Source organism: Nonlabens sp. Asnod2-A12, from assembly GCF_045063745.1.
Classification (GTDB): domain Bacteria; phylum Bacteroidota; class Bacteroidia; order Flavobacteriales; family Flavobacteriaceae; genus Nonlabens; species Nonlabens xylanidelens.
Window position 1 is genome coordinate 2561978 of the sequence record NZ_JBEFOB010000003.1, and the last position, 22060, is coordinate 2584037.

Here is a 22060-nt window from a genome sequence, read left to right on the forward strand (position 1 = left end):
CTTAGGCTTTTTTTATTCTAATTTGTTGGTCTTCTTTTACACTACGAGCACCTTCAATTATAATGTTATCTCCTTTTTCCAGACCGCTAGTAATTTCTATCATATTTGCACTAGGTTTACCAGTTGTAATAAGTCTTCTTTTTGCGACAGCCGTTTTGTATTGGTCACCATCTTTTAAGTCTGCAGCTATCATGATGTATTGATCACCATTTTGATTTTCACTTATAACCGCAAGAGGTATTAAGATAGCCTCTTCACTTGTGTAGTCGTTAATCTTTAATCTAGCAGTTAGATTAGGTTTGATATTTCCTTCTTTATTATCTACAGGAATTTCAATTTTAAAAGATCGGTTTGCAGGGTTGATAAAAGAACTAGTCTGACGTACTTTGCTATTAACAGACTTACCTAACATAGGGAACTCTACCATTACTTCAGTTCCTTTTTGAATAGAAGAGATATAGTTTTCTGGTACTTCTACATCGATATACATGTCTTTAAGGTTCACAATTCTAATAAGTGGTGTCATTCCTGGAGATACTGTGTTACCTTGTTCTGTAATCACATCGTCAATTACACCAGAGAACGGAGCTGTTACTATTGTTTTAGCCAGTTGTTGTTGCATGGATCTAATAGCATTTTGTTGAGATTCATATCCAGCCTTTGCTTGTAAATACTGAATTTCAGAACCTATTTTTTGATTCCATAGTCTTTCCTGACGTTCATAAGTAGTTTTAGCAAGTTGTGCTTGTACTTTCATTTGCTCAATATTTTGAGCGATACCTCCATCGTCTATTCTTGCAAGACGCTGTCCTTTAGAAACACGCTGTCCTTCCTTAACATAAACGTTAGTTAATATACCTCCCATTTCTGGCATTAAAGTGATATTCTGTTTAGTGTCTACATTACCTTGTAACTCTATATAGTGGTTGTACATTGTGTCGTTAACAGTTTCTATACTAACTAGAGCACCATCTTTTTTAATTGTGTTCTTATCTAGATATTTTTCAATGGCTTTTATCTCTGTTTCCAGTTCTTTCTTTTCATTAAGTAACTCTGTTTTCTTTTGAGATATAACCTTTGTGTCTCCAGTAGCGATTAACTCGTCTATGGTTGGTTCTTTATCACCACATGAGGTGAGAATAAAAAGGCCTATAAATAGTATGCTTAATTTTTTCATGATATATAATTCTGTGGTGGTTTTATTTTTGTGTAGTAAATTCTGGGGTATTGAGAATAGTCTCAAGATTTGCTTTTTCATTGATCACGTCATACATACTTTGCAAGTAAGTAGATTGTGTACTGTACAGTTGTGTTTGCGCCTGCCTTAAGTCAAAGCTAGTGGCAAGACCTTCTCTAAATTTGATTTGGTTCTTATTCTCAATGCGCTCTGCCAGTTGTAAATTATCCCTACTCGTACTATAATTATCTATAGCAATTTGATAATTATTAAGAGCGGTTTGATAATTTAATCTTATTTCTTCCTTTGTACGGTCTAGGTCTGTAATCGATTGATCCCAAGCTATTTTTGCACGATCTGTTCTAGCCTGTCTACCCAGTGAACTAAAAATAGGGACTGATAAACTAATCCCAGCAACAGACTGCCCGAACCATTTATTATCTCCATCTAAAAATGTAAAATCATCATTAAATGAATTCACTCCATAGTTAACAAATCCAGATAGAGTAGGAAGAGCCTTTGCTCTTTCTAGCTTGTATTCTAGACGTCTTTGTTCTGTAAAATTAGATGCGATATTATAATCTGCATTTTTATCTAACTCTAAGGTATTGGTGGTCATACTAGGGTCCATATTCTTAAGAGCTAGAGATGCTAGATTTTCTTTAAGACTAACAGACTTTTGTAAATCGATACCTAGAGCTAGTTTCAACATGTCTGTAGCAATATCTTCCTGACGTCTAGCGCTGTTCAATTGATTTTCTAGTTGAGATTTTGTGATTTTTAATTGCTCTACATCTTCTTCTTCGGCGAGACCATTTTCATAAATCTTTGTAGTTTCATTTAGATTTTTAGTCAGTGTCTCTAGATTGCGCTCAATAATAGATATGTTTTCTTGCGTAAGAAGCACACCACCATAAGCATTTATAATCCCTTTTCTTACTTCAAGCTTTGTCTTATTATTGGCGTTTTCTGAAAAGTCCAAAAAGGTTTTTGAAGCTTCTAACGCAACTATATAAGAACCGTCAAAGATTAATTGCCTTAACGTCGCTGTTAAAGTTGCACTCTGTTTAGGTGAAAATGTTACCGGTACAAATGTCCCTGGCGCACCGCCTACTAACTCTGCAGGTAATGGTGTGATAGGTTGTTTTATCTGGTAATTATAATTTGCACTACCATCTATTTGTGGCAATCCTGTAGCAGTAGTTTCCCATTTTTGTTTCAGTGCTTTTGCGATATCTCTTTTTGCATTTATCGCTTGGTAATTATTCTCTAGACCATAGGTTACAGCCTCTTCTAGTGTAAAGCTGTATGAATCTTGATTTGTAGCTTGTTGTGAGTACGCTTTCGCGAAAGCGAGAACACAAAAAACCCAAATGTATAATGATTTATAATTCATTTAATCGTGGTTTGTATTGGTTATTTTATTTAAAATTTTACGTCCCAAAGGAGTTACAATTCCTCTAAGATGGTATTCTAAGTACTGGTCGTGTAATGCAGCAGTAGGGTGTTTACTAGGTGGGAAAAGGTTTAAATTTTTGATTCCTTGAATACCTACATAGTAAATACGGGCAATGAAATCTACATCTATATTGTCTCGATATAATCCTTTTTCTATACCTCTGGTAACGTTCTTTTTGATACAGTTTTCCATGTGGTCAAATTGCACCGCGGTAATTTTTTTATGTACCTCTGGATAGTATTTGTGGAGTTGATAGATAGGAGAACTCTCGTCACCCTTTAAATGTTCCATGACATAACGCTTAATGGTGTACAGTTCTTCAATAGCATTTTCTGTCTCACCTTCTATGATATGATCCACACCACTACATATATGATTGCACAAGTGTACAGAAGACTCTTCTACTAGCTGCCCTTTATTTTTAAAATGCGCATATAGGGTTTTCTTACTCATCCCTAATCTAGATGCGATCTCATCCATAGTCACACTTTTAAAGCCTAAGGTCAGGAATAGATCCAGAGAGGTTTCTAATATGTTTATTTTTGCTTCGCTCATTTATTTATTAAAGGGCGCAAAGATACGTCTAGGAAACTAACGAAACTCTAGAAGTTTCCTAAGTTTTACAATTTTTTAACAAGACAGTTCGTATTTCTTATAAAATAGAACTGTTCATGGATTATTTTTACCGCATGAATGCATTAGAACACTTACGAATTACGTTTTTAGATCATCTTAAAAATAGAATCACAGAAAATGAGCCCGCAGGTCTTTATGATCCAGTTCATTACATACTTAGTTTAGGAGGTAAAAGAATAAGACCTTTATTAACTATGATGAGTGCAAAAATGTATGGCGCACCAGTTAATGACAGTCTAGACGCTGCGGTAGCGGTAGAGGTGTTTCATAACTTCACTCTTTTACATGATGATATTATGGATGCGGCAGACCTGAGAAGAGGGCAAGAAACGGTCCATAAAAAATGGGATCTTAATACAGGTATTCTTTCTGGTGACGCGATGTTAATAATGGCTTATCGTTTATTTGAAGGGTATGATAAGGAGCAATTCTTTCAACTGCATAAAGTGTTTTCTAAAACAGCACTAGAGGTGTGTGAAGGACAACAGTATGATGTAGATTTTGAAACTCGTGACGATGTTACTGTTTCAGAATACTTGAATATGATTAAGTTAAAGACATCTGTTCTTGTAGGTTGTGCATTACAAATGGGTGCTATTATCGCTGGCGTGAAAGAAGAAGAGCAAAAGCTTATTTATAATTACGGTATTCATTTAGGTCTTGCTTTTCAATTAATGGATGATTATCTAGACGCATTTGGTGATCCAGCAACCTTTGGTAAAGAGGTAGGTGGTGATATACGAGAGAATAAAAAGACATACTTATACCTAAGAAGTATAGAAAATGAAGATTGCGCAACAGAATTAAAAGAATGGTTTGCTCTTGATCATGAAGAAATGAATGAAGATCAAATTGAAGAAAAGAAAGAAATCGTAAAAGTCTTTTTTGAAGCAAGTGGTGGGGCAGCAGCAACCCTACATGCTATTAAATTTTATACGGACGAGGCGCTTTCTATTATAGAAACTCTTTCTATAAGTGATGACAGTAAAAATGAATTAAAGAAATTTTCACTGGATTTGATGAGTCGTGTGAGTTAGAAAAAAAATTTTGCTCTATATGGAGAGTTTTATATCAAAAAAGGGTGGATTTATTCCACCCTTTTTTAATGTCAGTTTATTCATTTTATGGTATCAAAGCTTTTAAATCATCTAATGTATTTGCCTCTTCCATGGGTTTATCTGTACGCCATCTTACTATTCTAGGGAAACGTGTTGCAACACCAGATTTGTGCCTTTTACTAGGTGCAATACCTTCAAAAGCTATTTCAAAAACATGATGCGGTGTTACAGATCTTACTGGGCCAAAACGTTCTAACGTATTTTTCTTAATCCAGGCATCTATTTTTCTAAACTCGGCATCAGTTAAACCGCTGTATGCCTTTGCAAACGTGACCAGCTCTCCATCCTGCCACAATCCAAAGGTGTAATCTGTAAATAAATTTGCTCTTCTACCATGACCGCGCATAGCATAGGTAAGAACAGCATCTATAGAAAAGGGATCTGTTTTCCATTTCCACCAGTCGCCTTTTTTACGACCTACTAGATAGGGACTGTCTTTTCTTTTAATCATTAACCCTTCAGATCTTTTTTCTCTTGCGAGATGGCGCTCTGCAGCCATGTCTTTCCAAGAAGTAAAATTCATAGTTTCTGATAGGAGCAAGGGTGTTTTTTCTTCTTGTGGTAATATTTCCTCTTTTTTGTTGAGGTCCAAAACTAGCTTGTCGAGTAGGGCTCTTCTTTCTATGAAAGGCATTTCTCTTAAATCTTTTCCTTTCCACTCTAGTAAATCATAAGCTACGATTACTACAGGAACATCTTTTAATAGTTTTTTACCAACGGTTTTACGACCTATTCTTGTTTGTAGATCGTTGAAATTCATAATAACACCATCTTTAAACGGTAGTATCTCTCCATCGATCACAGTACCATTGGGAATTACATCTAGAAATCTTTGAAACTCTGGGTATTTGTCGGTTACTAATTCTTCACCTCGCGACCATACAAATAGCTCATTTGCACGTATAATAGTTTGCGATCTTATTCCATCCCATTTATGCTCTGCGCTCCATTCATGAACATCGCCTAGATCGTTTACTTCACCTTCAATAGCATAAGCAAGATAAAACGGATAAGGTTTACCACGCATAGCAACTTCATTATCTTCAAAAACAAGCTCTTGAAACGTTGTGTTTTCTCCTGTCCAGCTACCCATAAGTTTATGGGCAAGAATGTCTTTGTCTATACCAGTAGCACTAGCCAGCGCTCTAGTCATTAATTTTTGAGAAACACCTATTCTAAAACCACCAGTGAGAATTTTATTGAACACAAAGCGCTCATAATAATTAAGTTGTAGCCAGTTGCTTTGAAGGTATTCTCTTTTCTCTTGTTCGTCCTTAGATTTTAAGTTTATGATCTCTTTAATTATTTGTGATAGACTTTTATCGCTAGACTCGTTTGTGGTAGGCAGTATAAGCGCAATAGTTTCTGCTAGATCGCCTACTATATGGTAGCTTTCTTCAAATAACCACATAGGTACACCGCTTATTTGAGTAGCCCATTCTCTCATTAAGGTAGTGTTCACAGGTCGTTTAGGTCTTCTATGCGATAGAATGGCAATAGTCCATAATTTATCCTCGTCGCTGGCTATTTTAAAATACTCGGTAAGCGCTGCGACTTTAAGATTAGTTTTATTAGTACCATCTATGGTTCTTATAAGTTCTGCAAATTGCTTCATGACTCTGTATTTGAATTAGAAGATAAGGTAGAGTCTGTAATTTCTTTTTCAACTCGATCCTGTTTAGCATCTGTAGATGTGTCTTCTTCACTTGCATTTGATTCACCGTTTTCTCCTTCATATTGAGTGCGCTCACTAATTGCATTTAATCCTTTTTCTTCTCTTAAAAAACGAGCAAATATATCTTGATATCCATGTGTTGTTATTACGTTTTCACAACCAGTTGCATCAATACTATTTAATAACCCATCCCAATCACAGTGATCAGAAAGAACAAAACCTTTATCTATAGCTTTTCTACGGCGTGCACCTCTAAAAGTCATCCATCCACTAGCGCTTGCGGTAACATAAGGGACCATTTTTCTCATCCATGCACTTCCATGAGCACTAGGTGGTGCAATGACTATGTTTCCTGCAATTTCTTCTTTTGTAGTTTCTCTCGTTATTAAATGCGTAGGAGGAAAATTAATTTGCTCTCTCAATACCTCAGTCATTTTAAAAACCGCACCATGACAGTAGATTTTCATTTGTGAAGTGTCTAGATGTTTAATTATGCGTTGTGCTTTACCTAGTGAGTAGGCAAAGAGAATAGAAGTCTTCTTTTCTACATGATTTTGTGCACACCATAGATTTATATCTTCCATAACCTGTTGCTGTGGTCTCCATTTAAAAGCAGGTAAACCAAAGGTGCATTCTGTTATAAATGTATCACACTTTATAGGTTCATAAACGGTAGAAATACCGTCGTCTTCTGTTTTATAATCTCCTGTAAACACCCAGACTTCTCCTTTATGTTCTACTCTTATTTGAGAAGATCCTGGAATATGGCCGGCAGGATGAAAAGAGAACTTTACATTATTAATTGAAAAACTATCGTTGTAATTTACTCCTGACACATCTATGTCGCCCAGTCGGTGACTTATTATAGGAACATTATCATTTTGAGTAATGTACTTTTTATGACCCCATCTAGAATGGTCTGCATGGCCGTGTGTGATTAGCGCCTTTTCTACCGGCTGCCATGGGTCTAGATAAATTCCTGCAGGTTTGCAATAGATACCTTTATTGGTAAACTGTAATAATGCTTTACTCATGTCATAAAGTTAAATGACATAAGCCTTAATATCGATGGATTAAGAGAAGTTTATAATTAAACCTTATCAGGATCTAAATCTGCTTTTAAATCTTCTAAAGTTTCTCTATTGCTCGATTCAAATTCGTTTTTAAACCAATTCATTTGATCGGTAAGCTGGTCTAGTGCCGTTATGATATCGTTGTATTTTCTTTGTGAATCTTCAGGAGTTTTAATGCGGTAACCTAAGTATGATTTATAAATACTTAACCTCGTTTTTAAAACCAGCATGCGAGATAATATAGTCTGGTCATTAAACGCACTGTCCTCTAGCTTTAACATTTTATCTACGTGATCTATAAGTTCGTTAGTCATACCTATAGAATGATCGTAATTTTCTAATCCAGTGATTAAATTCTGGTAGTCCACCCATTTAAGAGCTTCTTTTTGTGCTTTACCTACTAGTGCCATTTTAGTCACACTTAAATTCATAGTTGAATAATCAATTTGATTTGATTTTGTAGATACATCTGCCGGTGCAGGTCTACAGGCTACTATTAAAAAAAGAAATAAAATTGATAAACGCATAGATAGATAACGATGAAATGCAAATATGATTATAATATAAACAAAAAAAAAGTGCTGTAACGCGTACAGCACTTTTAATAAATAATAGTTTAGGGAAGTATTATTTGTCTTTCATTTCTTCATTGTACTCTTCAGTAGCGTCTAGATACCTCTCTGTAGTAGTTTGATTTCTGCTACTGTTTATTTCTTCCATGTATTCTTCCATCGCGTCTTTTTTATTATCTATAAATTTTTCACGTGCTTGTACCATTTCTTTTTCTAGATCGTCAAAGGCTTCTTGAATTTTCTCTATGTTCTTTTTGTTATTCTTTTCAGATGCTTTTTTACCTACCATCTCTTCTTCATATTCTTTGATCTCTTTTTCTACGTCTTCTATAGCGTCATTCACATCATCTACACGTAAATATTCAGGGATGCTAGTCTTAAAACTGTTGAAAGAAGCTCTTAATGACTCACTTTTCATTTTTACGTTATCAGCACTAGATTCTTTAAGGTCTGTAAAGCTTGTTCTTAAATTATTATAAGCATCGTATCCTTTAATAGATACTATTTTGCCATCTTTTACCTCTACATTGCTCTCAAAATCGTTTGCCATTTGTGTAGCTTGCTCTTCTGTATAAGAAACAGTTTTGTCCATTGCATTTTCGGTATTGTTCATCATGTCTTCTGTAGGATTTTCTACTTCGTTCATCACGTCATCAGAAATGTCGGCCATTTTTTCTTTTTCACTCTCTTTACATGCAGTTAATACTGATGCTGCAAATACAGCGGCTATTATCGTCTTTTTCATAATTGTTTGATTTGTTGGTACAAAATTACAATGTCATAGCAACTGTAGAGATAGTTTTATAGGTAATAGATTGTTAATTAATAAGCATTATTCATAATTTATTTAACAATAAACATATTTTATGTGTAAATTTTATTAAAATGATTGATTTATGTGTATTCCGCTTTCGCGAAAGCGAGATATTTATAACAATTAGAATAAATCTAAGAATTGCATGTTTAATGTCTTCTTATCTTTGTGAAAAAATATACAAATGCCGACTAAAGTATTAGTAATAGGTGCCTGCGGGCAAATAGGTACAGAGCTTACCATGCGATTGAGAGAGATTTATGGAGGTGAGCAGGTGGTTGCTAGTGATATACGTGAGGGAAATGAAGAGTTAATGTCTTCTGGCCCTTTTGAGACGCTAGATGCTATGAATAAAAGCCAGATAGAAGATATATGTCTTCATTATGAAATTAATGAAGTGTATTTAATGGCTGCCATGTTAAGTGCTACTGGAGAAAAATTCCCTAAAAAAGCATGGAGTCTTAACATGGATTCTTTAATGCACGTGCTGGATATAGCAAAAGAAGGTAAGGTAGATAAGGTTTTCTGGCCGTCTAGTATAGCTGTTTTTGGACCTACTACACCTAGAGAAAATACAGGACAACATACGGTTATGGAACCTACCACGGTTTATGGTATAAGTAAGCAAACTGGTGAAAGATGGTGTGAGTACTATTCTAATAAGTATGGAGTGGACGTTAGGTCTATTAGATACCCTGGTCTTATTTCTTGGAAAACATTACCTGGTGGTGGTACTACAGACTATGCGGTAGATATTTTTCATAAAGCTGTTGCAGAGGGTTCTTATGATTGTTTTCTTAAAGAAGACACTGCTTTACCTATGATGTATATGGAAGATGCGGTAAGGGCAACTATAGAAATTATGCGTGCGCCTTTAAAAGAGATTAAGGAGCGTTCTTCTTATAATTTATCTGGTATGAGTTTTACTCCTACTGCTATTGCTGAGGAGATTAAAAAGCATATTCCAGAATTTACTATAGAATATAATCCAGATTTTAGACAAGAAATTGCAGACAGCTGGCCTAGTTCTATTGATGACAGCGCAGCAAGAGAGGACTGGAACTGGAAACATGAGTATGACCTTGATAATATGGTTACAGAAATGCTATCTCACCTTAAATAATTAGAAAGTTCTAGAAGAGCTATCCTTATATTTGCAATAATTAAATAAAGATTATGTCGTTTTCAAGTTTATTTGAATCTGGAGAAAGTGCCAGAAATAAAAGTCATTTTGCAACTTTGGTAAATCTAGCCCAAGTGTCTGGAATGCATGAAGAAGAAAAAGTAGTGTTGAGTCGTTTTAAAGCGATCTTAGATATCTCTGATGCTGACTATGATAAGATAGTAGAAAATCCTAAAGCTTATCCTGTAACGCCTCCTAATACATCAGAAGAACGCATCCAGTGGTTGCATGATCTTTTCAAAGTAGTATTTGCAGACCACCATATGGAAGAGGCAGAGCATATTCTGTTGAAAAAATATGCTACTGCATTAGGTTATAATGATGAAGATGCTGAATACCTAGTAGAGCGTTCTATTCAAATATTTAATGGACATCTTAATCTTGAGGATTATAGACACTTATTAAACAAAGACAGATAAATTCCTATTCTTAAAGGAATTTTTTAAGATTGAGCCTTTTATAGATGGTGTTTAATAACTCGTCATCTGTATAAGGCTTTTTTACTACATCTTTAAATCCTGCCTTGCGGTAAGTTGCAATGTCTTCTTTACTTGTGCGCACGGTTAATGCGATAATAGGAATAGTCTTATTCTTATCGTTTGCAAACTCTTTAATAATACCTATTAATTCTACGGCATCTATCTGAGAGATGCTAGAAGATATTAGAATAAGGTCATATTCATGCTTTTCTACAGCTTCTAATAATTCTCTAGGGTCTTTATATACTACGGTGTCAAAGTTACCTGTACTCACAAGTACCTTTAAGGCGGTAAATTGTGTAGTGCTATTTTGGTCTGCAATAAGAACTCTTACTTTATCTGTAAAGTTATATTGTTGTGCTGTTTTAGTTTCTTTAACCGGTATTTCTACGTTGTGTAATGGAAAAGAGACTCTTATGTTTATAATTTGCTCAGTACTATTGTTGTCTATTTTTTTAATAGAAATACTACCGTCCATTAGATCTACTAACTCTCTAACTATAGAAAAAGATAGTCCTTCTGGTTCTATTTTTTCTATATCTTTAACTAGGTGTCGGTTTTCTAGATCTTCTGGAACAAGTCCTTGATGGTGTACGACAAATCTTAAACTAGATTTACCAGCTCTTCTGTTGTTTTCTGAAATTTCTAATTTAATCTTATTACCGCTATTGTACAATAAAGCGTTTTCAATAAGATTACTTATAATTTGTTCTATTCTCCTTTTATCTCCTATTAAAAATTCAGGAACATCTTGTGAGACACTCATCTCAAAAATATTACTGGAGATACTTATTTTTGAACTGAAATTAAGATGAATGCTTTCTATTAATTCTAGAAAAGAAAAAGGAGTGTTTATAATCTCTGGTTTTCCTTTTTTAAGTTGAGAAAGCTCTATAATATCGTCCATTAATTTTCTAAGCTTATCGCTTTGTTCATTAACAGCCTCGACTAATTTAGTTTGATCTAGATTTAATTCTCCTTTAAGTAATAGAGAGGAAAAGGCACTTATTAAAGTGAGTGGACTTCTCACCTCGTGTGCAAAATTCTGTATAAATTTAGTTTTAAACGCTTCTTTTTCATGAAGCATGTTGTTCTTTAATTCAAGAACTTCATTAAATATAAGGGACTCGTTACGCTTTTGTGCGATCTTTTGAATACGATCATAAAAGTCTGTGCGATCTCTTAAAATAATTACTCCTGTATTATCCTTATGAGTGATTACCTCTATATCATAAGAATGGTCGAACATGTTGACACAATCTAATTTTATGTGATCAGATTTGTGATCGAAATAAGTAATAAGAGATTCAAAAAAAGGATGAACATCTACTATTTGTGTTCCTTCAGTAAACTTTATTAAATTTTGGTCTGACTTTTTGATCCTACCTTGATCATCAATTGCTATAAATTGTACTTTTACTATAAAGTCTTTGTTGCTTTTATCTGGTATCATGCGATAAGCATTTTTGCCATTCTTTCAAATAAGCGTTGCACGTTGTTTCCTTCTTTTGCACTTATAAGTAAGTCTAAGAAGTCCATTTCTTCTTTCATTTGCGCTATGCTACCTTTGGCAAGTAAATCTGTTTTGTTTCCTACTGCTATTATAGGCACATTGCCGAATTGTTCGTTCAGGTATGTTTTATGAGCCGCTAGATTCTCATATGTTTTAGGTCTAGTAATATCTGTAACGTAGATAAAACCATGAGTTCCTAGTAAATAGGCTTTTCTTATTTCTTCTATATCGTCAGTACCTTCTGTATCCCAGATGATAAGGTTTACTATGTTTTCCTGTATTTCTACAGTCTTCTTTAGTATATGTACACCTATAGTAACTTTGTAATCTTCAGAAAAAGTCTCGTCCACAAAACGACGTATAAGCGACGTTTTACCTACTCCAAAACTTCCTACTATAACTATTTTTTTTGATGTCATCTTATTTATTCCTCTGTGAATTTGTATGTTTTAAATCTGTCTAGTAATAAAGCTTCTAGAGCATCTCTATCGTGTAAGATACTTTTTTTGCTTATATCTTCACTAATTTCAAAATTAAAATTTTCTAATTCGTTTTCTAATCTTTCTGTAAATGTCCCACTTACTGCAGATGCAATGTAGTATTTATGAAAACTATGTAGGTGTATTTCATAGAGATCGTATTCAATAGACTGAAGATCGTGATGGGTTTCTTTAAAAGCATCTTCTACAAATGCTTTTATGGCTGTAAGCATACCGCTTATCATGTCCTCATCTACAGTTTCTTTAGTCTGGTAGCTGCCTAAGAGTATTCCAGAACCTTTTTCTATAACAAATATTTGTTCTACATGTGCTTTGGCCAGGGCACTTATGATCATGTCATTTTCTTTAACGCCACTAAATAGCGCCATGAATTTTCTTTTGATTCCTTTACTAGAAAAAGCTTCTTTGGTAGACTTATCTATGCTTTCTGATAGCATCTTGATCTCATTAGAGATGTATTTTTTTATCATTTTACCCAGTATAGGGTATAAAGCTTCTACCACTTCGTCTTTTGACTCTTCTATTTGAACTTTAAGACTCTTTGTGATTACGGGACCTAGTGTTTTCGGAATGTTCAGGGTGTACTTTTCCAGCTCTTCTTGTATGATGGGTGTCACTTTTGCAGAAAGTTTTTCTCTCTCTCTAATGGTTTCTTCTAGAATAGAAATTTTATTAGAGATACTCTCAGTAAGCTGTCTGTCATCAGTAAGTAAAAGAGTGCGTAATAAGTCTAGCTTATCATCCTGATTAATCATTCACTTTTAGGCTTTTATCTTTTTACCTAACTCAATTAATGCTTCACCTAACATAGAGCGACTAGTTTTATCGTCTTCTATGCTCTCTAGTCTATCTTCCATTTTAGATTCTAAATCTGTAATACGGATGTTTAAATCTGTAGATAGGCTATCTATGCTTTTATTCAATTCTTCACGAGTATCATCGATCATCTCGTTCAGCTCTTGACGTTTAGCTAAAAGGTCTTTCTTTAAAAGATCAAATTCAGAGTCATACTGTTGTATGTTTTCTCCAAAGATGAGGTTCTTTATCGCTTCAAGTTTAGAACTGCTATCTATAGATATTGCTGGTTCTTCTGCCTGTGATTTGTTATGGGCCATAAGGTTAATATTAATAGGCTAATTTAAGTAAAATTATCGAGGATATTTAGTCATGAATTCCTCTGCTTTTGAAACCATGTTTTTACTACCACAAAAGAAAGGTACTCTCTGGTGTAATTCAGTAGGTTTAAGGTCTAGAATTCTTTCATGTCCATCACTAGCACTACCGCCAGCTTGCTCTGCTATAAAAGCCATAGGATTACATTCATAAAGCAATCTCAGTTTTCCTTCTTTTGCTTTGGAACTCCTAGGGTACATATAAATACCACCCTTGATCATATTACGGTGTATGTCACTAACTAGACTACCTATATACCTGCTTGTATAAGGTCTGTCGCCTTCTTCGGTCTGACAGTATTTGATGTAATCTTTAACGCCTTGAGGGAAATGACTGTAGTTTCCTTCATTTACACTATAGATATTTCCATCATCTGGAAAAGTCATGTTAGGGTGAGATAAGTAATAAGTACCTAGCGATGGGTTAAGTGTAAAACCATTAACACCGTTACCAGTAGTATATACTAACATGGTAGAAGTACCGTAAATTATGTAACCAGCCGCAACCTGCATATTACCAGGTTGTAAAAAATCCTCTAGTTGTACAGGTGTTCCTACCGGTGTAATTCTTCTATAAATAGAAAAAATAGTACCTACAGATACGTTTACATCGATGTTAGAACTACCATCCAGTGGGTCCATAGCAACCACGTATTTGTTACCGTGATCATTGCGCTGCCCTTCTATGGTGATAAAATCATCATTTTCTTCACTAGCAATACCACAAACTATTTGCCTGTTAGTTAGTGTTCTTATAAATGTGTCGTTTGCAAATACATCTAGCTTCTGCTGGTCTTCACCTTGAGTGTTAATTTCACCAGCACTACCAGTTATATCTACTAGGCCAGCTTTGTTAACTTCGTGGTTGACCATCTTTGCAGCAAGCCTGATAGAGTTGATCAGTCTAGAGAGTTCTCCACTACTGTATTGAAAGTCATTTTGGTTTTCAATAATAAATTCTCCTAAGGATTGATTCTTTGTAGCCATAATTTGATAAGTTGTGCAAATATCTTAATAAAAACGCTGCCCCTACAACGTTGTATAGGATAGTTTTTAGATTTCTTTAAAATTGGTCAATTATATTTACATCAAAATTCACCTTATGATAGAAGTTAGAGAGGCCGTTAAAGAAGATTTCCCTAGAGTTATTGAGCTTATTACAGAGCTTGCTGTTTTTGAAAACGAGCCCGATGCTGTAGATATTACTGTAAAAGACCTAGAAGAACACGGGCTAGGTGAGTCCAGTTTATTTAAATGTTTTGTAGGTTTACATGAAGGTCAGATAGAAGGAATAAGTTTGTGTTATCCACGTTTTTCTACATGGAAAGGTAAAACCATTCATCTAGAAGATTTAATAGTTACAGAAAAAATGAGAGGTAAAGGCCTAGGTAAAGCGCTTTATGATAAGGTAATGCACTATGCTTATGATCAAAATGTGGGTCGTGTAGAATGGGTAGTTTTAGACTGGAATACTAACGCTATAGAATTTTATGAAAAGTCTGGAGCTACTATTGATAAAGAATGGTACCTAGCTCAAATGGATAAAAAATCATTAAAAGCTTACATTAACAAATAGATGAGGATATTTAAATTTGGTGGTGCGTCAGTAAAAGATGCCTCAGCAGTGCGCAACGTTTTAAATGTATTGCAAACTACAGGTATAGAAGATTTAGGTATAGTGGTTTCTGCAATGGGAAAAACTACTAATGCTCTAGAAGTTATTATCGCTACCTATCAAGATAATGATGCCAGTTATCTCTCGCTTATTGACGATTTGTATAACCAACATTTAAAAATTATTGAAGATCTAGAGGTGCCAGTACCTGGTATGGAAGATTTATGGTTGTCTCGCTTTCGCGAAAGCGGAATTAAAAAAGACATAAAAGCAATAATAGAGTCTCTCAAAGGTGAAATGCTACGCAATCAGAGTAAAAATTATAGTTTCTTATATGATCAAGTAGTGTGTCATGGAGAGTTGCTTTCTACAAAGATAGTTGCTGCTTTTATGAATGCTTGTGGTATCCCTACGGTGTGGAAAGACGCCAGACAATTGATAAAAACAGATCATAAATATCGTGATGCTGGTGTGGACTGGAAAAAAAGCGGAAAACTCATATCTCAATCCTGTCAGGGACAATTGTTCATTACACAAGGTTTCATAGGGTCTGATGATAATGGTTTTACCACAACACTAGGTAGAGAAGGTAGTGATTACACTGCAGCTATTCTTGCCTACTGTCTTAATGCAAAAAACGTGACTATATGGAAAGATGTTCCTGGTGTTCTCAATGCAGATCCTAGAGTTTTTAAAAACACCGTTTTACTTAATAAAATGCCTTATAACGAGGCGATAGAATTAGCATTTTACGGTGCGTCTGTGATACATCCTAAAACATTACAACCATTACAAGGTAAGAAGATACCTCTTTATGTAAAATCTTTTATTAATCCTACAAAAGAGGGTACGGTCATTACGTCTGTAGAGACTATAGAGCCTTTGATACCTTGTTATATTGTGAGAAAAGAAATGGTTTTTCTCAAGATTTCTTCTAGGGATTTTAGTTTTATAGGAGAGAATAATATATCTGATATTTTTCAAGAACTAAGCGTTCATAAAATGCAAGTAGGGCTGTTGCAAAACAGTGCAATTAGTTTTTCAATTTGTGTAGAAGATAAATATCATAAAATTAATGAGCTAGTTAACGATCTAGAATCGCGTTATAAAGTGAGTTATGTAGAAGATGTATCACTCTATACAGTAAGACATTATGATGGAGATTCTGTAGAAATGATAGAGTCAGATAAAAAAGTTTTATTGAAGCAACGTGCACAAGAAACACTTCAGTTGATCGTTAAGGAATAGTCGGTTTACAATTATCTTATATTTGTAAACTTATTACTAACCAACTTTTATGGGAATTGTTAATGCAAAAGAGGTAGCCAAAGCTATCAATATAGATAAGTACGGTTTTCTAGGTACCCTAGGAGGCTGGTCACTTATGAAGTTATTGCGCATCTCTACTCTTAATAAGTTATACAATAGACACAAGGATAAAAGTTCTACAGTATTTTTAAATGCACTTCTAGAAGATTTAAAAATTGAGTTTGAAATTCCTGAAGAAGATTTAAGACGTATTCCTAAAACAGGTGCGTTTATAACTATTTCTAATCATCCACTAGGTGGAGTAGATGGTATTCTTCTTTTAAAACTTCTTTTAGAACGCAGGCCTGATTATAAGATAATAGCAAATTTTTTACTGCACCGTATAGAGCCGTTAAAGCCTTATATAATGCCTGTAAATCCATTTGAAGATCATAAAGATGCAAAGTCTAGTACGGCTGGTTTTATGCAGGCTATTAGGCATTTAAAAAGTGATTTGCCTCTAGGTATCTTTCCTGCTGGAGAGGTGTCAACCTATAAGGACGGTACACTTATGGTAGATAAAAAATGGGAAGAAAGCGCTATGAAATTAGTTCAAAGAGCTGAGGTGCCTGTTATTCCTATTTACTTTCATGCAAAAAATAGTCAGTTATTTTACAGACTTGCAAAATTATCGTCCGTTTTTAGAACTGCAAAATTACCGTCAGAAGTTTTATCACAAAAACGACGTGTGATTAAAGTGAGGATAGGAAACCCTATTTCTGTTAAAGCACAAAAAGAACACAACAGGCTAGAAGACTTTACAGACTTCTTACGCAAGAAAACGTATATGCTCTCTAAGGCATATGATAAGGAAGCTAAGAAGTTAAGCGACATTCCTAAAACTATTAAATTACCTAAAACGCCTAAAAAAATTATCGATACAGTAGATCAAAACGCGATGATTAAAGAGGTGGAAAAGCTTCGTAAAAAAGGTGATAAACGATTATTAGAATCTAAGAACTACGAGGTTTTCTTAGCTAGAAAAAATGATATCCCTAATATTCTTAAGGAATTAGGTAGGTTAAGAGAGATCACCTATAGAGCAATAGGAGAAGGGACTAATAACGCTACAGATCTAGATCACTATGACGAGTACTACCATCAAATGTTTTTATGGGATCGCGATGCAAACCGTATTGCAGGAGCATACCGTATGGGTATGGGTAGTGAGATAAGTAAAGCTTATGGGTTAGAAGGTTTCTATCTTAATGAGTTATTTAAATTTGAGCCAGAGCTGCATAAAATGATGAGCGAGTCCATAGAAATGGGGCGCGCTTTTATTATAAAAGAATACCAGTTAAAGCCTATGCCTTTATTCCTTTTATGGAAAGGTATCGTGCATTGTACTCTTAGATTTCCCGAGCATAAATATCTAATAGGTGGTGTGAGTATCAGTAATAAGTTTTCTAATTTCTCTAAGTCATTGATGATAGAGTTTATGAAGAGTAATTACTACGATCCTTATGTGGCGCAGTACATTACACCAAAACAAGAGTTTAAAGTAAAGCTAGAAGATGCCGACAAGGATTTTATATTTGACGAGAGCGAGGCAGATCTCAATAAATTTGACAAAATCATTGACGAGTTAGAGCCTAACGAGTTAAGATTACCGGTATTAATAAAGAAGTACGTAAAGCAAAACGCAAAAGTGGTAGCTTTTAATGTAGATCCTTTATTTAATAATGCAGTAGATGGATTGATGTATATACGTATAGCAGATTTACCAGAAAGTACTGTAAAGCCAGTCTTAGAAGAATTTCAGGCAGAGATGGAATCTAAATATTTTTCTAAGCAGGATGATGATAAAGTAGAAGATAAATCTTAAACAGAATTATACTTTGAATTTTAAATTTTTATTACTCTTAATTCTCCCACTTTCTCTAAGTGCACAGCAAATAAAAGGAACCGTTTATGACGCTGTGACTAATGAAACACTTGCATCTGTAAATGTCTATTTTTCTGGAACATCAAAAGGTACTATCACTGATTTTGATGGGAATTTTGAAATTCCTTATTATGATAATAGTCAAAGTGTTTTTACAATAAGCTTATTAGGTTATGTCTCTCAATCTTTTAATGACCCTTTACATACAGATTTTTCTAACATAAGATTACAACCTAAAGTAGGAGAACTGCCAGCTGTATTTCTTAATCCAGATCCATGGAGTAGAGAGAAGAAAGAACAATATTTTATCAAACAGTTCTTAGGAACTACTTTAATTGCAAAGCAGTGTACCATTCTTAATCTAGATAAAATTAAGATGAGGTTTAATCCATCTACAGGTAAGATGATAGCCTTTGCTCAAGAACCAGTATTGATAGAAAACAGAGATTTAAATTACCTTGTAACTTATGATTTAACCGATTTTGAGATTACGTTTGAAAGTATAAGCTTAGATAATATGCGTATTACTGGTGATTTTGAAACTCCTACTCATAGAATGGTGTCTTCTTTCTTTGTAGGTAGTGCTTTTTTTAAAGAGTTAGATGAGAGTAAAGCTAATAAAGGCTGGGTAAAACGCCACCGCAAGCGAGCTTATAAAGTGTCAGAGGTGCGTTTATTTAAATTAATGGCTTTAGGAGAGTTTGAAAAAGAGGGTTATAAGTTGTTCTTCAAAAGAAAAAAGGTCTCTTTTGATAAACATGTGAGGAGTAGAAAGCGAGGTGATAAATATCTATTAGATTTTAGAGAGACTCAATATGATATTATGGATTCTAAGAATTTCCAGTCTGCGATATATTTAGAAGACCCTACATTAATAGTTTCTGGATCTGGTAATGTGATTAATTACCATGTACTCAAAACAGGTGGTTTTGTATCTTATTTAAAAGTGTCTGGTATGCTGCCTCTAGATTATGAATTAAAGTAATCTAGTCTTTCTTTATTTTCTTTTGCAAGTGATTTTCTGCGAATTCAATACAGTAATTTTGTAATTCCTTACGACTCGCTTTAAATGCTTGTTTAACTTCTTTGTTAGTACCGTTTACTTCATCAAGGTTATCCATGTCCAGATGGAATATTTGAGCTCTTTTGGCAGTTTTAACAGCTAGGTCATTTGCTTTTCTAGAAAAAGTAAATATATAGTCAAAGGTGATTTCTTCTATATCTTCAAAACTCTTTCTTGATTGTTCTACTGGTATACCTAAAGAATCCATAACCTTAAGGGTCATCTCGTTTATAGGCAAAGGTTTTAAACCGGCACTAATTACCTTCGTTTTCTTGGAACTGTAATAGTCTAAAAACCCTTGAGCCATAGGCCCTAATGTAGAGTTAGTGGTACTGAGAACTAATATTTTTAAAGCCATGTGTTGAACATTCTAACCTCTGGTAGTTGTAATGTTAAGGCAAAGTTAAGACCATTAATTCGTGCACACAAAAAAAGGCCTTAAACTTAACATTTAAGACCTTATTTATCTGTTAATCAGCAAGTGCTAAAACCATGCTTTCTTACCTACTTGATACGTTTGATAAAATTCTTCATCTGATTTTGTAAGGTAAATGATACCTTCTATAAGTCCTATAACTCCTGGAATCCAAACAAATAACATACCTACAGCAAAACATGAAGTTATGATACCTACCAGTGTGATAGCAGCTAGTATGATACCTTCATTAGTGTAACCTAAAATAAATTTATGAACACCAAATGCACCAGCAACGATTGCTAATATTCCAGCAAGCATTTTCTTGTTCTCCTGATTGTTCATTGTTTGGTTAAAACCTTGTTGAAAGTCCTTTGCACTTTCTTTTGCTCCTTGAGATGCTTGATTAAAAGTTTCCTTTGCAGACTCTGCTGCGTTATCAAAACTGTTTTTTGAACTATCGTATCCCTCTGTACTCATGTTTGTTATTTTTGATTAGTTTTTTGTAAATGTATGTTATTTTTCAAATAGATGCTCATTGATCGGTTCCCAAAGTTCTACTTTACGGCCATCACAGTCTATAATCCAACCAAATTTACCGTAATCAAACTCTTGAATGTCTCCTGCTATTTCAACATCGTTTTCTCTCAGTTCGTTTATTAATCCATGTAGATCATGTACTCTGTAATTGATCATGAATTCTTGTTCTCCTGGCTCAAAGTAATTACTATCTTTCTTAAAAGGACTCCATTGCTGGCTCGCTTTTTTATCTAGCGCCACACTATCTGCTTGCCAGAAGGTGCAGCCATAATCATCTACCGGTAGGCCTAAGTGCTTTTCATACCACGCCTTAGTCACTGCGGTATCTTTACATTTAAAAAATATACCGCCTATTCCTGTTACTTTTTTCATGCCGTCTTGTGATTTGCAATTATTTTATCTGCTATAACTTCTGCTAGTTTATACTTAGATTCTACGGTCCATCCAGCTACATGAGGACTTAAAAGAACATTTTCCATTTCTAGCAGTTCTTTAAATGCTTGAGGTATTTCACTGTCGCGAAAAAGAGATTCAAAAGAACCCTTCTCATACTCTAACACATCTAACCCTGCAGCTAGAATTTTACTTGTTTTTAATCCAGCTACTAGATCTTCCGTAACAACAGATTTACCTCTAGCGGTATTAATTAAATAAAAAGGCTTTTTGAAAGCAGCAATAAAAGCTGCGTCTATCATCTTTACAGTTAGCGGTGTTTGAGGTGTATGTAAACTTAACACGTCCGACTGTTCTTGTAGTTCTTTGAGAGAGACCTGCTGGCTATTCTTATCTCCTACATTTTGCTTAATGTCATAGCAAATTACCTTACAGTCAAAGCCAGAGAGCTTTTTTGCAAATGCTTTTCCCATATTACCATAACCTATAAGACCTACCGTTTTACCATCTAACTCTACACCGCGATTTTCTTCTCTATGCCATAAACCAGAGCGTACTTCTTTATCTCCTTTGTTTAAGTGATTAAATAAAGAGAGCAACATACCTAGAGCGTGTTCTCCTACGGCATTTCTATTTCCCTCTGGTGCGTTATAACAAGCGATGTTATTAGCAGCTGTGTAATCTAGATCTATGTTTTCTAGTCCAGCACCTACACGACCTATGAATTTCAAATGAGTTGCTGCACTTAAAAATTCACGATCTATAGGAAAGCGACTGCGTACTACTATGCCATCATAGGTATCGATAACTTTCATGATTTCTTCCTTTGAAGAAGTAAAGTCAAAGTAATTTTCAAAACCAGCCTCTTCTAGCTTGTTTGCTAGAATATCATGGTTGCTATCTAGGTGGAGTATTTTCATAAAGAGTCATTAATTAAGATGGAGAGAGATAAAATTAGATTTGGCATCAATTGCGCAATAACAGTTCATCAAACTTCCACCATGTTCAGTTCAGTTTCAAAATCATATTGAAGATCTTCATGCAAGGTAGAGATACGAGTTCTTATCAATATAATTTGTCTTGCCATTAAATCTCTCATAGTTTTACTGCGCATCACCTGTGGATGTGTCTCGCGCATTAAACGACAGAAATGAATAAGCACAGCCACCTCTGTCTCTTTACTTCCAGAATAACGCACATACTTTTTTGCCTCACGCAGTATTTTGCGCACTCCTTTTTGTAAACGATAATTATTAGAAGTGTTAAGTGCTAGAAACATAGTATCCATTAAGGTCTTTACATTTACTACATAATCATCTTCATCATTAGACTCAAAAAGCAAGTAGGTAAGTAGTTCTTTATTTTCTTTTTTAAATCTAGAAAGGCGCAAGATTATCTTCATCAAGTCCTCTTCAGACCTGAATTTAAGTTCTTCCTTTAGTTCTTTTACGGTTGCCGTTTTCATAAAGT

24 protein-coding genes are annotated in these 22060 nt (G+C 34.6%); 7 read left to right on the forward strand and 17 right to left on the reverse strand.

Annotated elements, in window-relative coordinates; translation table 11 throughout:
* Window position 1 precedes the first annotated feature (1 nt).
* The 3 genes from ACJJVJ_RS11675 to ACJJVJ_RS11685 are packed head-to-tail and all read right to left on the reverse strand — an operon-like array spanning window position 2 to window position 3191.
* On the reverse strand, window positions 2-1177 hold the full coding sequence (locus ACJJVJ_RS11675) for an efflux RND transporter periplasmic adaptor subunit (RefSeq protein ID WP_405370451.1): 1176 nt from the start codon (window positions 1175-1177) through the stop codon (window positions 2-4).
* A 22-nt stretch (window positions 1178-1199) separates the two neighbouring features.
* Entirely contained in the window at window positions 1200-2573 is a 1374-nt protein-coding gene (locus ACJJVJ_RS11680) for a TolC family protein (protein WP_405370453.1), read from the reverse strand.
* Window positions 2574-3191, reverse strand: coding sequence for a TetR/AcrR family transcriptional regulator (locus ACJJVJ_RS11685; RefSeq protein WP_405370455.1), 618 nt, complete (start codon window positions 3189-3191; stop codon window positions 2574-2576).
* A gap of 134 nt (window positions 3192-3325) precedes the next feature.
* On the opposite strand from ACJJVJ_RS11685, the gene ACJJVJ_RS11690 reads away from it, so the two are divergent.
* A complete protein-coding gene (locus ACJJVJ_RS11690; RefSeq protein ID WP_405371255.1) occupies window positions 3326-4309 on the forward strand; it encodes a polyprenyl synthetase family protein in 984 nt (327 codons plus the stop codon).
* An 85-nt stretch (window positions 4310-4394) separates the two neighbouring features.
* Here the strand turns inward: ACJJVJ_RS11690 and ACJJVJ_RS11695 are convergent, their stop codons facing one another.
* The 4 genes from ACJJVJ_RS11695 to ACJJVJ_RS11710 form a co-directional block, all read right to left on the reverse strand.
* Window positions 4395-6005 carry an ATP-dependent DNA ligase gene (locus ACJJVJ_RS11695; protein WP_405370456.1) on the reverse strand — a complete coding sequence of 537 codons (1611 nt, stop codon included), beginning with the start codon at window positions 6003-6005 and terminating at the stop codon, window positions 4395-4397.
* Window positions 6002-7099, reverse strand: a complete 1098-nt coding sequence (locus tag ACJJVJ_RS11700) for a ligase-associated DNA damage response exonuclease (protein WP_405370458.1) — start codon at window positions 7097-7099, stop codon at window positions 6002-6004. Before ACJJVJ_RS11700 ends, ACJJVJ_RS11695 begins: the two co-directional genes overlap by 4 nt.
* 56 nt (window positions 7100-7155) lie before the next feature.
* Window positions 7156-7665 carry a hypothetical protein gene (locus ACJJVJ_RS11705; RefSeq protein ID WP_104513932.1) on the reverse strand — a complete coding sequence of 170 codons (510 nt, stop codon included), beginning with the start codon at window positions 7663-7665 and terminating at the stop codon, window positions 7156-7158.
* Window positions 7666-7765: 100 nt separating this feature from the next.
* Window positions 7766-8455, reverse strand: coding sequence for a hypothetical protein (locus ACJJVJ_RS11710; RefSeq protein ID WP_405370460.1), 690 nt, complete (start codon window positions 8453-8455; stop codon window positions 7766-7768).
* Window positions 8456-8708: 253 nt separating this feature from the next.
* Here ACJJVJ_RS11710 and ACJJVJ_RS11715 point away from each other — a divergent pair, with 253 nt between their 5' ends.
* Both ACJJVJ_RS11715 and ACJJVJ_RS11720 read left to right on the forward strand, forming a co-directional pair.
* Window positions 8709-9647, forward strand: coding sequence for an NAD-dependent epimerase/dehydratase family protein (locus ACJJVJ_RS11715; protein WP_405370461.1), 939 nt, complete (start codon window positions 8709-8711; stop codon window positions 9645-9647).
* A gap of 53 nt (window positions 9648-9700) precedes the next feature.
* Window positions 9701-10126, forward strand: coding sequence for a hypothetical protein (locus tag ACJJVJ_RS11720; protein ID WP_104513929.1), 426 nt, complete (start codon window positions 9701-9703; stop codon window positions 10124-10126).
* Window positions 10127-10136: 10 nt separating this feature from the next.
* Here ACJJVJ_RS11720 and ACJJVJ_RS11725 read toward each other — a convergent pair whose 3' ends face one another.
* Genes ACJJVJ_RS11725 through fbp form a run of 5 tightly spaced genes read right to left on the reverse strand, consistent with a single transcriptional unit; the run spans window position 10137 to window position 14358 of the window.
* Complete coding sequence (locus ACJJVJ_RS11725) at window positions 10137-11639, reverse strand: response regulator (protein WP_405370462.1); 1503 nt, start codon at window positions 11637-11639, stop codon at window positions 10137-10139.
* Window positions 11636-12118, reverse strand: coding sequence for a Rab family GTPase (locus ACJJVJ_RS11730; RefSeq protein ID WP_405370463.1), 483 nt, complete (start codon window positions 12116-12118; stop codon window positions 11636-11638). Before ACJJVJ_RS11730 ends, ACJJVJ_RS11725 begins: the two co-directional genes overlap by 4 nt.
* 5 nt (window positions 12119-12123) lie before the next feature.
* Window positions 12124-12954, reverse strand: coding sequence for a cell envelope biogenesis protein OmpA (locus ACJJVJ_RS11735; protein ID WP_405370465.1), 831 nt, complete (start codon window positions 12952-12954; stop codon window positions 12124-12126).
* A gap of 6 nt (window positions 12955-12960) precedes the next feature.
* Entirely contained in the window at window positions 12961-13314 is a 354-nt protein-coding gene (locus ACJJVJ_RS11740; RefSeq protein ID WP_405370467.1) for a fructose 1,6-bisphosphatase, read from the reverse strand.
* 33 nt (window positions 13315-13347) lie between these two features.
* Window positions 13348-14358, reverse strand: coding sequence for a class 1 fructose-bisphosphatase (gene fbp, locus ACJJVJ_RS11745; RefSeq protein WP_405370468.1), 1011 nt, complete (start codon window positions 14356-14358; stop codon window positions 13348-13350).
* 115 nt (window positions 14359-14473) lie between these two features.
* Between fbp and ACJJVJ_RS11750 the strand changes: the two genes are divergently transcribed.
* Genes ACJJVJ_RS11750 through ACJJVJ_RS11765 form a run of 4 tightly spaced genes read left to right on the forward strand, consistent with a single transcriptional unit; the run spans window position 14474 to window position 19164 of the window.
* Window positions 14474-14947: a GNAT family N-acetyltransferase gene (locus tag ACJJVJ_RS11750; RefSeq protein WP_104513923.1), complete on the forward strand. Its 474-nt coding sequence runs from the start codon at window positions 14474-14476 to the stop codon at window positions 14945-14947.
* The gene (locus ACJJVJ_RS11755; protein ID WP_405370471.1) at window positions 14948-16234 is read left to right on the forward strand and encodes an aspartate kinase; all 1287 of its coding nucleotides are present in this window, start codon (window positions 14948-14950) and stop codon (window positions 16232-16234) included.
* Between the two features lie 49 nt (window positions 16235-16283).
* A complete protein-coding gene (locus ACJJVJ_RS11760; protein ID WP_405370473.1) occupies window positions 16284-18119 on the forward strand; it encodes a GNAT family N-acyltransferase in 1836 nt (611 codons plus the stop codon).
* Between the two features lie 13 nt (window positions 18120-18132).
* Window positions 18133-19164 (forward strand): carboxypeptidase-like regulatory domain-containing protein, encoded by a 1032-nt coding sequence (locus ACJJVJ_RS11765; protein WP_405370474.1) that lies wholly within the window; start codon window positions 18133-18135, stop codon window positions 19162-19164.
* Window position 19165: 1 nt separating this feature from the next.
* On the opposite strand, the gene ACJJVJ_RS11770 is transcribed toward ACJJVJ_RS11765, so the two are convergent.
* The 5 genes from ACJJVJ_RS11770 to ACJJVJ_RS11790 all read right to left on the reverse strand — a co-directional run bounded on the left by ACJJVJ_RS11770 (window position 19166) and on the right by ACJJVJ_RS11790 (window position 22055).
* The gene (locus ACJJVJ_RS11770) at window positions 19166-19600 is read right to left on the reverse strand and encodes a low molecular weight phosphatase family protein (RefSeq protein ID WP_104513919.1); all 435 of its coding nucleotides are present in this window, start codon (window positions 19598-19600) and stop codon (window positions 19166-19168) included.
* Window positions 19601-19726: 126 nt separating this feature from the next.
* Complete coding sequence (locus ACJJVJ_RS11775; RefSeq protein ID WP_405370477.1) at window positions 19727-20137, reverse strand: TM2 domain-containing protein; 411 nt, start codon at window positions 20135-20137, stop codon at window positions 19727-19729.
* A gap of 36 nt (window positions 20138-20173) precedes the next feature.
* The gene (locus tag ACJJVJ_RS11780) at window positions 20174-20569 is read right to left on the reverse strand and encodes a VOC family protein (RefSeq protein ID WP_405370479.1); all 396 of its coding nucleotides are present in this window, start codon (window positions 20567-20569) and stop codon (window positions 20174-20176) included.
* Window positions 20566-21510, reverse strand: a complete 945-nt coding sequence (locus tag ACJJVJ_RS11785; protein ID WP_405370481.1) for a 2-hydroxyacid dehydrogenase — start codon at window positions 21508-21510, stop codon at window positions 20566-20568. The genes ACJJVJ_RS11780 and ACJJVJ_RS11785 overlap by 4 nt, the downstream gene beginning before the upstream one ends.
* Before the next feature lie 68 nt (window positions 21511-21578).
* Window positions 21579-22055, reverse strand: a complete 477-nt coding sequence (locus ACJJVJ_RS11790; protein ID WP_405370482.1) for a hypothetical protein — start codon at window positions 22053-22055, stop codon at window positions 21579-21581.
* Between the last annotated feature and the right edge of the window lie 5 nt (window positions 22056-22060).

What these genes read in the sequence shown, in the direction of transcription:
- ACJJVJ_RS11685 (WP_405370455.1), bottom strand. Translation starts at nt 3,191, where the DNA reads ATGAGCGAAGCAAAAATAAACATATTAGAAACCTCTCTGGATCTATTC.
- ACJJVJ_RS11790 (WP_405370482.1), bottom strand. Translation starts at nt 22,055, where the DNA reads ATGAAAACGGCAACCGTAAAAGAACTAAAGGAAGAACTTAAATTCAGG.
- ACJJVJ_RS11695 (WP_405370456.1), bottom strand. Translation starts at nt 6,005, where the DNA reads ATGAAGCAATTTGCAGAACTTATAAGAACCATAGATGGTACTAATAAA.
- ACJJVJ_RS11760 (WP_405370473.1), top strand. Translation starts at nt 16,284, where the DNA reads ATGGGAATTGTTAATGCAAAAGAGGTAGCCAAAGCTATCAATATAGAT.
- ACJJVJ_RS11675 (WP_405370451.1), bottom strand. Translation starts at nt 1,177, where the DNA reads ATGAAAAAATTAAGCATACTATTTATAGGCCTTTTTATTCTCACCTCA.
- ACJJVJ_RS11775 (WP_405370477.1), bottom strand. Translation starts at nt 20,137, where the DNA reads ATGAGTACAGAGGGATACGATAGTTCAAAAAACAGTTTTGATAACGCA.
- ACJJVJ_RS11725 (WP_405370462.1), bottom strand. Translation starts at nt 11,639, where the DNA reads ATGATACCAGATAAAAGCAACAAAGACTTTATAGTAAAAGTACAATTT.
- ACJJVJ_RS11785 (WP_405370481.1), bottom strand. Translation starts at nt 21,510, where the DNA reads ATGAAAATACTCCACCTAGATAGCAACCATGATATTCTAGCAAACAAG.
- ACJJVJ_RS11735 (WP_405370465.1), bottom strand. Translation starts at nt 12,954, where the DNA reads ATGATTAATCAGGATGATAAGCTAGACTTATTACGCACTCTTTTACTT.
- ACJJVJ_RS11710 (WP_405370460.1), bottom strand. Translation starts at nt 8,455, where the DNA reads ATGAAAAAGACGATAATAGCCGCTGTATTTGCAGCATCAGTATTAACT.
- ACJJVJ_RS11680 (WP_405370453.1), bottom strand. Translation starts at nt 2,573, where the DNA reads ATGAATTATAAATCATTATACATTTGGGTTTTTTGTGTTCTCGCTTTC.
- ACJJVJ_RS11750 (WP_104513923.1), top strand. Translation starts at nt 14,474, where the DNA reads ATGATAGAAGTTAGAGAGGCCGTTAAAGAAGATTTCCCTAGAGTTATT.
- fbp (WP_405370468.1), bottom strand. Translation starts at nt 14,358, where the DNA reads ATGGCTACAAAGAATCAATCCTTAGGAGAATTTATTATTGAAAACCAA.
- ACJJVJ_RS11690 (WP_405371255.1), top strand. Translation starts at nt 3,326, where the DNA reads ATGAATGCATTAGAACACTTACGAATTACGTTTTTAGATCATCTTAAA.
- ACJJVJ_RS11755 (WP_405370471.1), top strand. Translation starts at nt 14,948, where the DNA reads ATGAGGATATTTAAATTTGGTGGTGCGTCAGTAAAAGATGCCTCAGCA.
- ACJJVJ_RS11715 (WP_405370461.1), top strand. Translation starts at nt 8,709, where the DNA reads ATGCCGACTAAAGTATTAGTAATAGGTGCCTGCGGGCAAATAGGTACA.
- ACJJVJ_RS11700 (WP_405370458.1), bottom strand. Translation starts at nt 7,099, where the DNA reads ATGAGTAAAGCATTATTACAGTTTACCAATAAAGGTATCTATTGCAAA.
- ACJJVJ_RS11740 (WP_405370467.1), bottom strand. Translation starts at nt 13,314, where the DNA reads ATGGCCCATAACAAATCACAGGCAGAAGAACCAGCAATATCTATAGAT.
- ACJJVJ_RS11720 (WP_104513929.1), top strand. Translation starts at nt 9,701, where the DNA reads ATGTCGTTTTCAAGTTTATTTGAATCTGGAGAAAGTGCCAGAAATAAA.
- ACJJVJ_RS11780 (WP_405370479.1), bottom strand. Translation starts at nt 20,569, where the DNA reads ATGAAAAAAGTAACAGGAATAGGCGGTATATTTTTTAAATGTAAAGAT.
- ACJJVJ_RS11770 (WP_104513919.1), bottom strand. Translation starts at nt 19,600, where the DNA reads ATGGCTTTAAAAATATTAGTTCTCAGTACCACTAACTCTACATTAGGG.
- ACJJVJ_RS11730 (WP_405370463.1), bottom strand. Translation starts at nt 12,118, where the DNA reads ATGACATCAAAAAAAATAGTTATAGTAGGAAGTTTTGGAGTAGGTAAA.
- ACJJVJ_RS11705 (WP_104513932.1), bottom strand. Translation starts at nt 7,665, where the DNA reads ATGCGTTTATCAATTTTATTTCTTTTTTTAATAGTAGCCTGTAGACCT.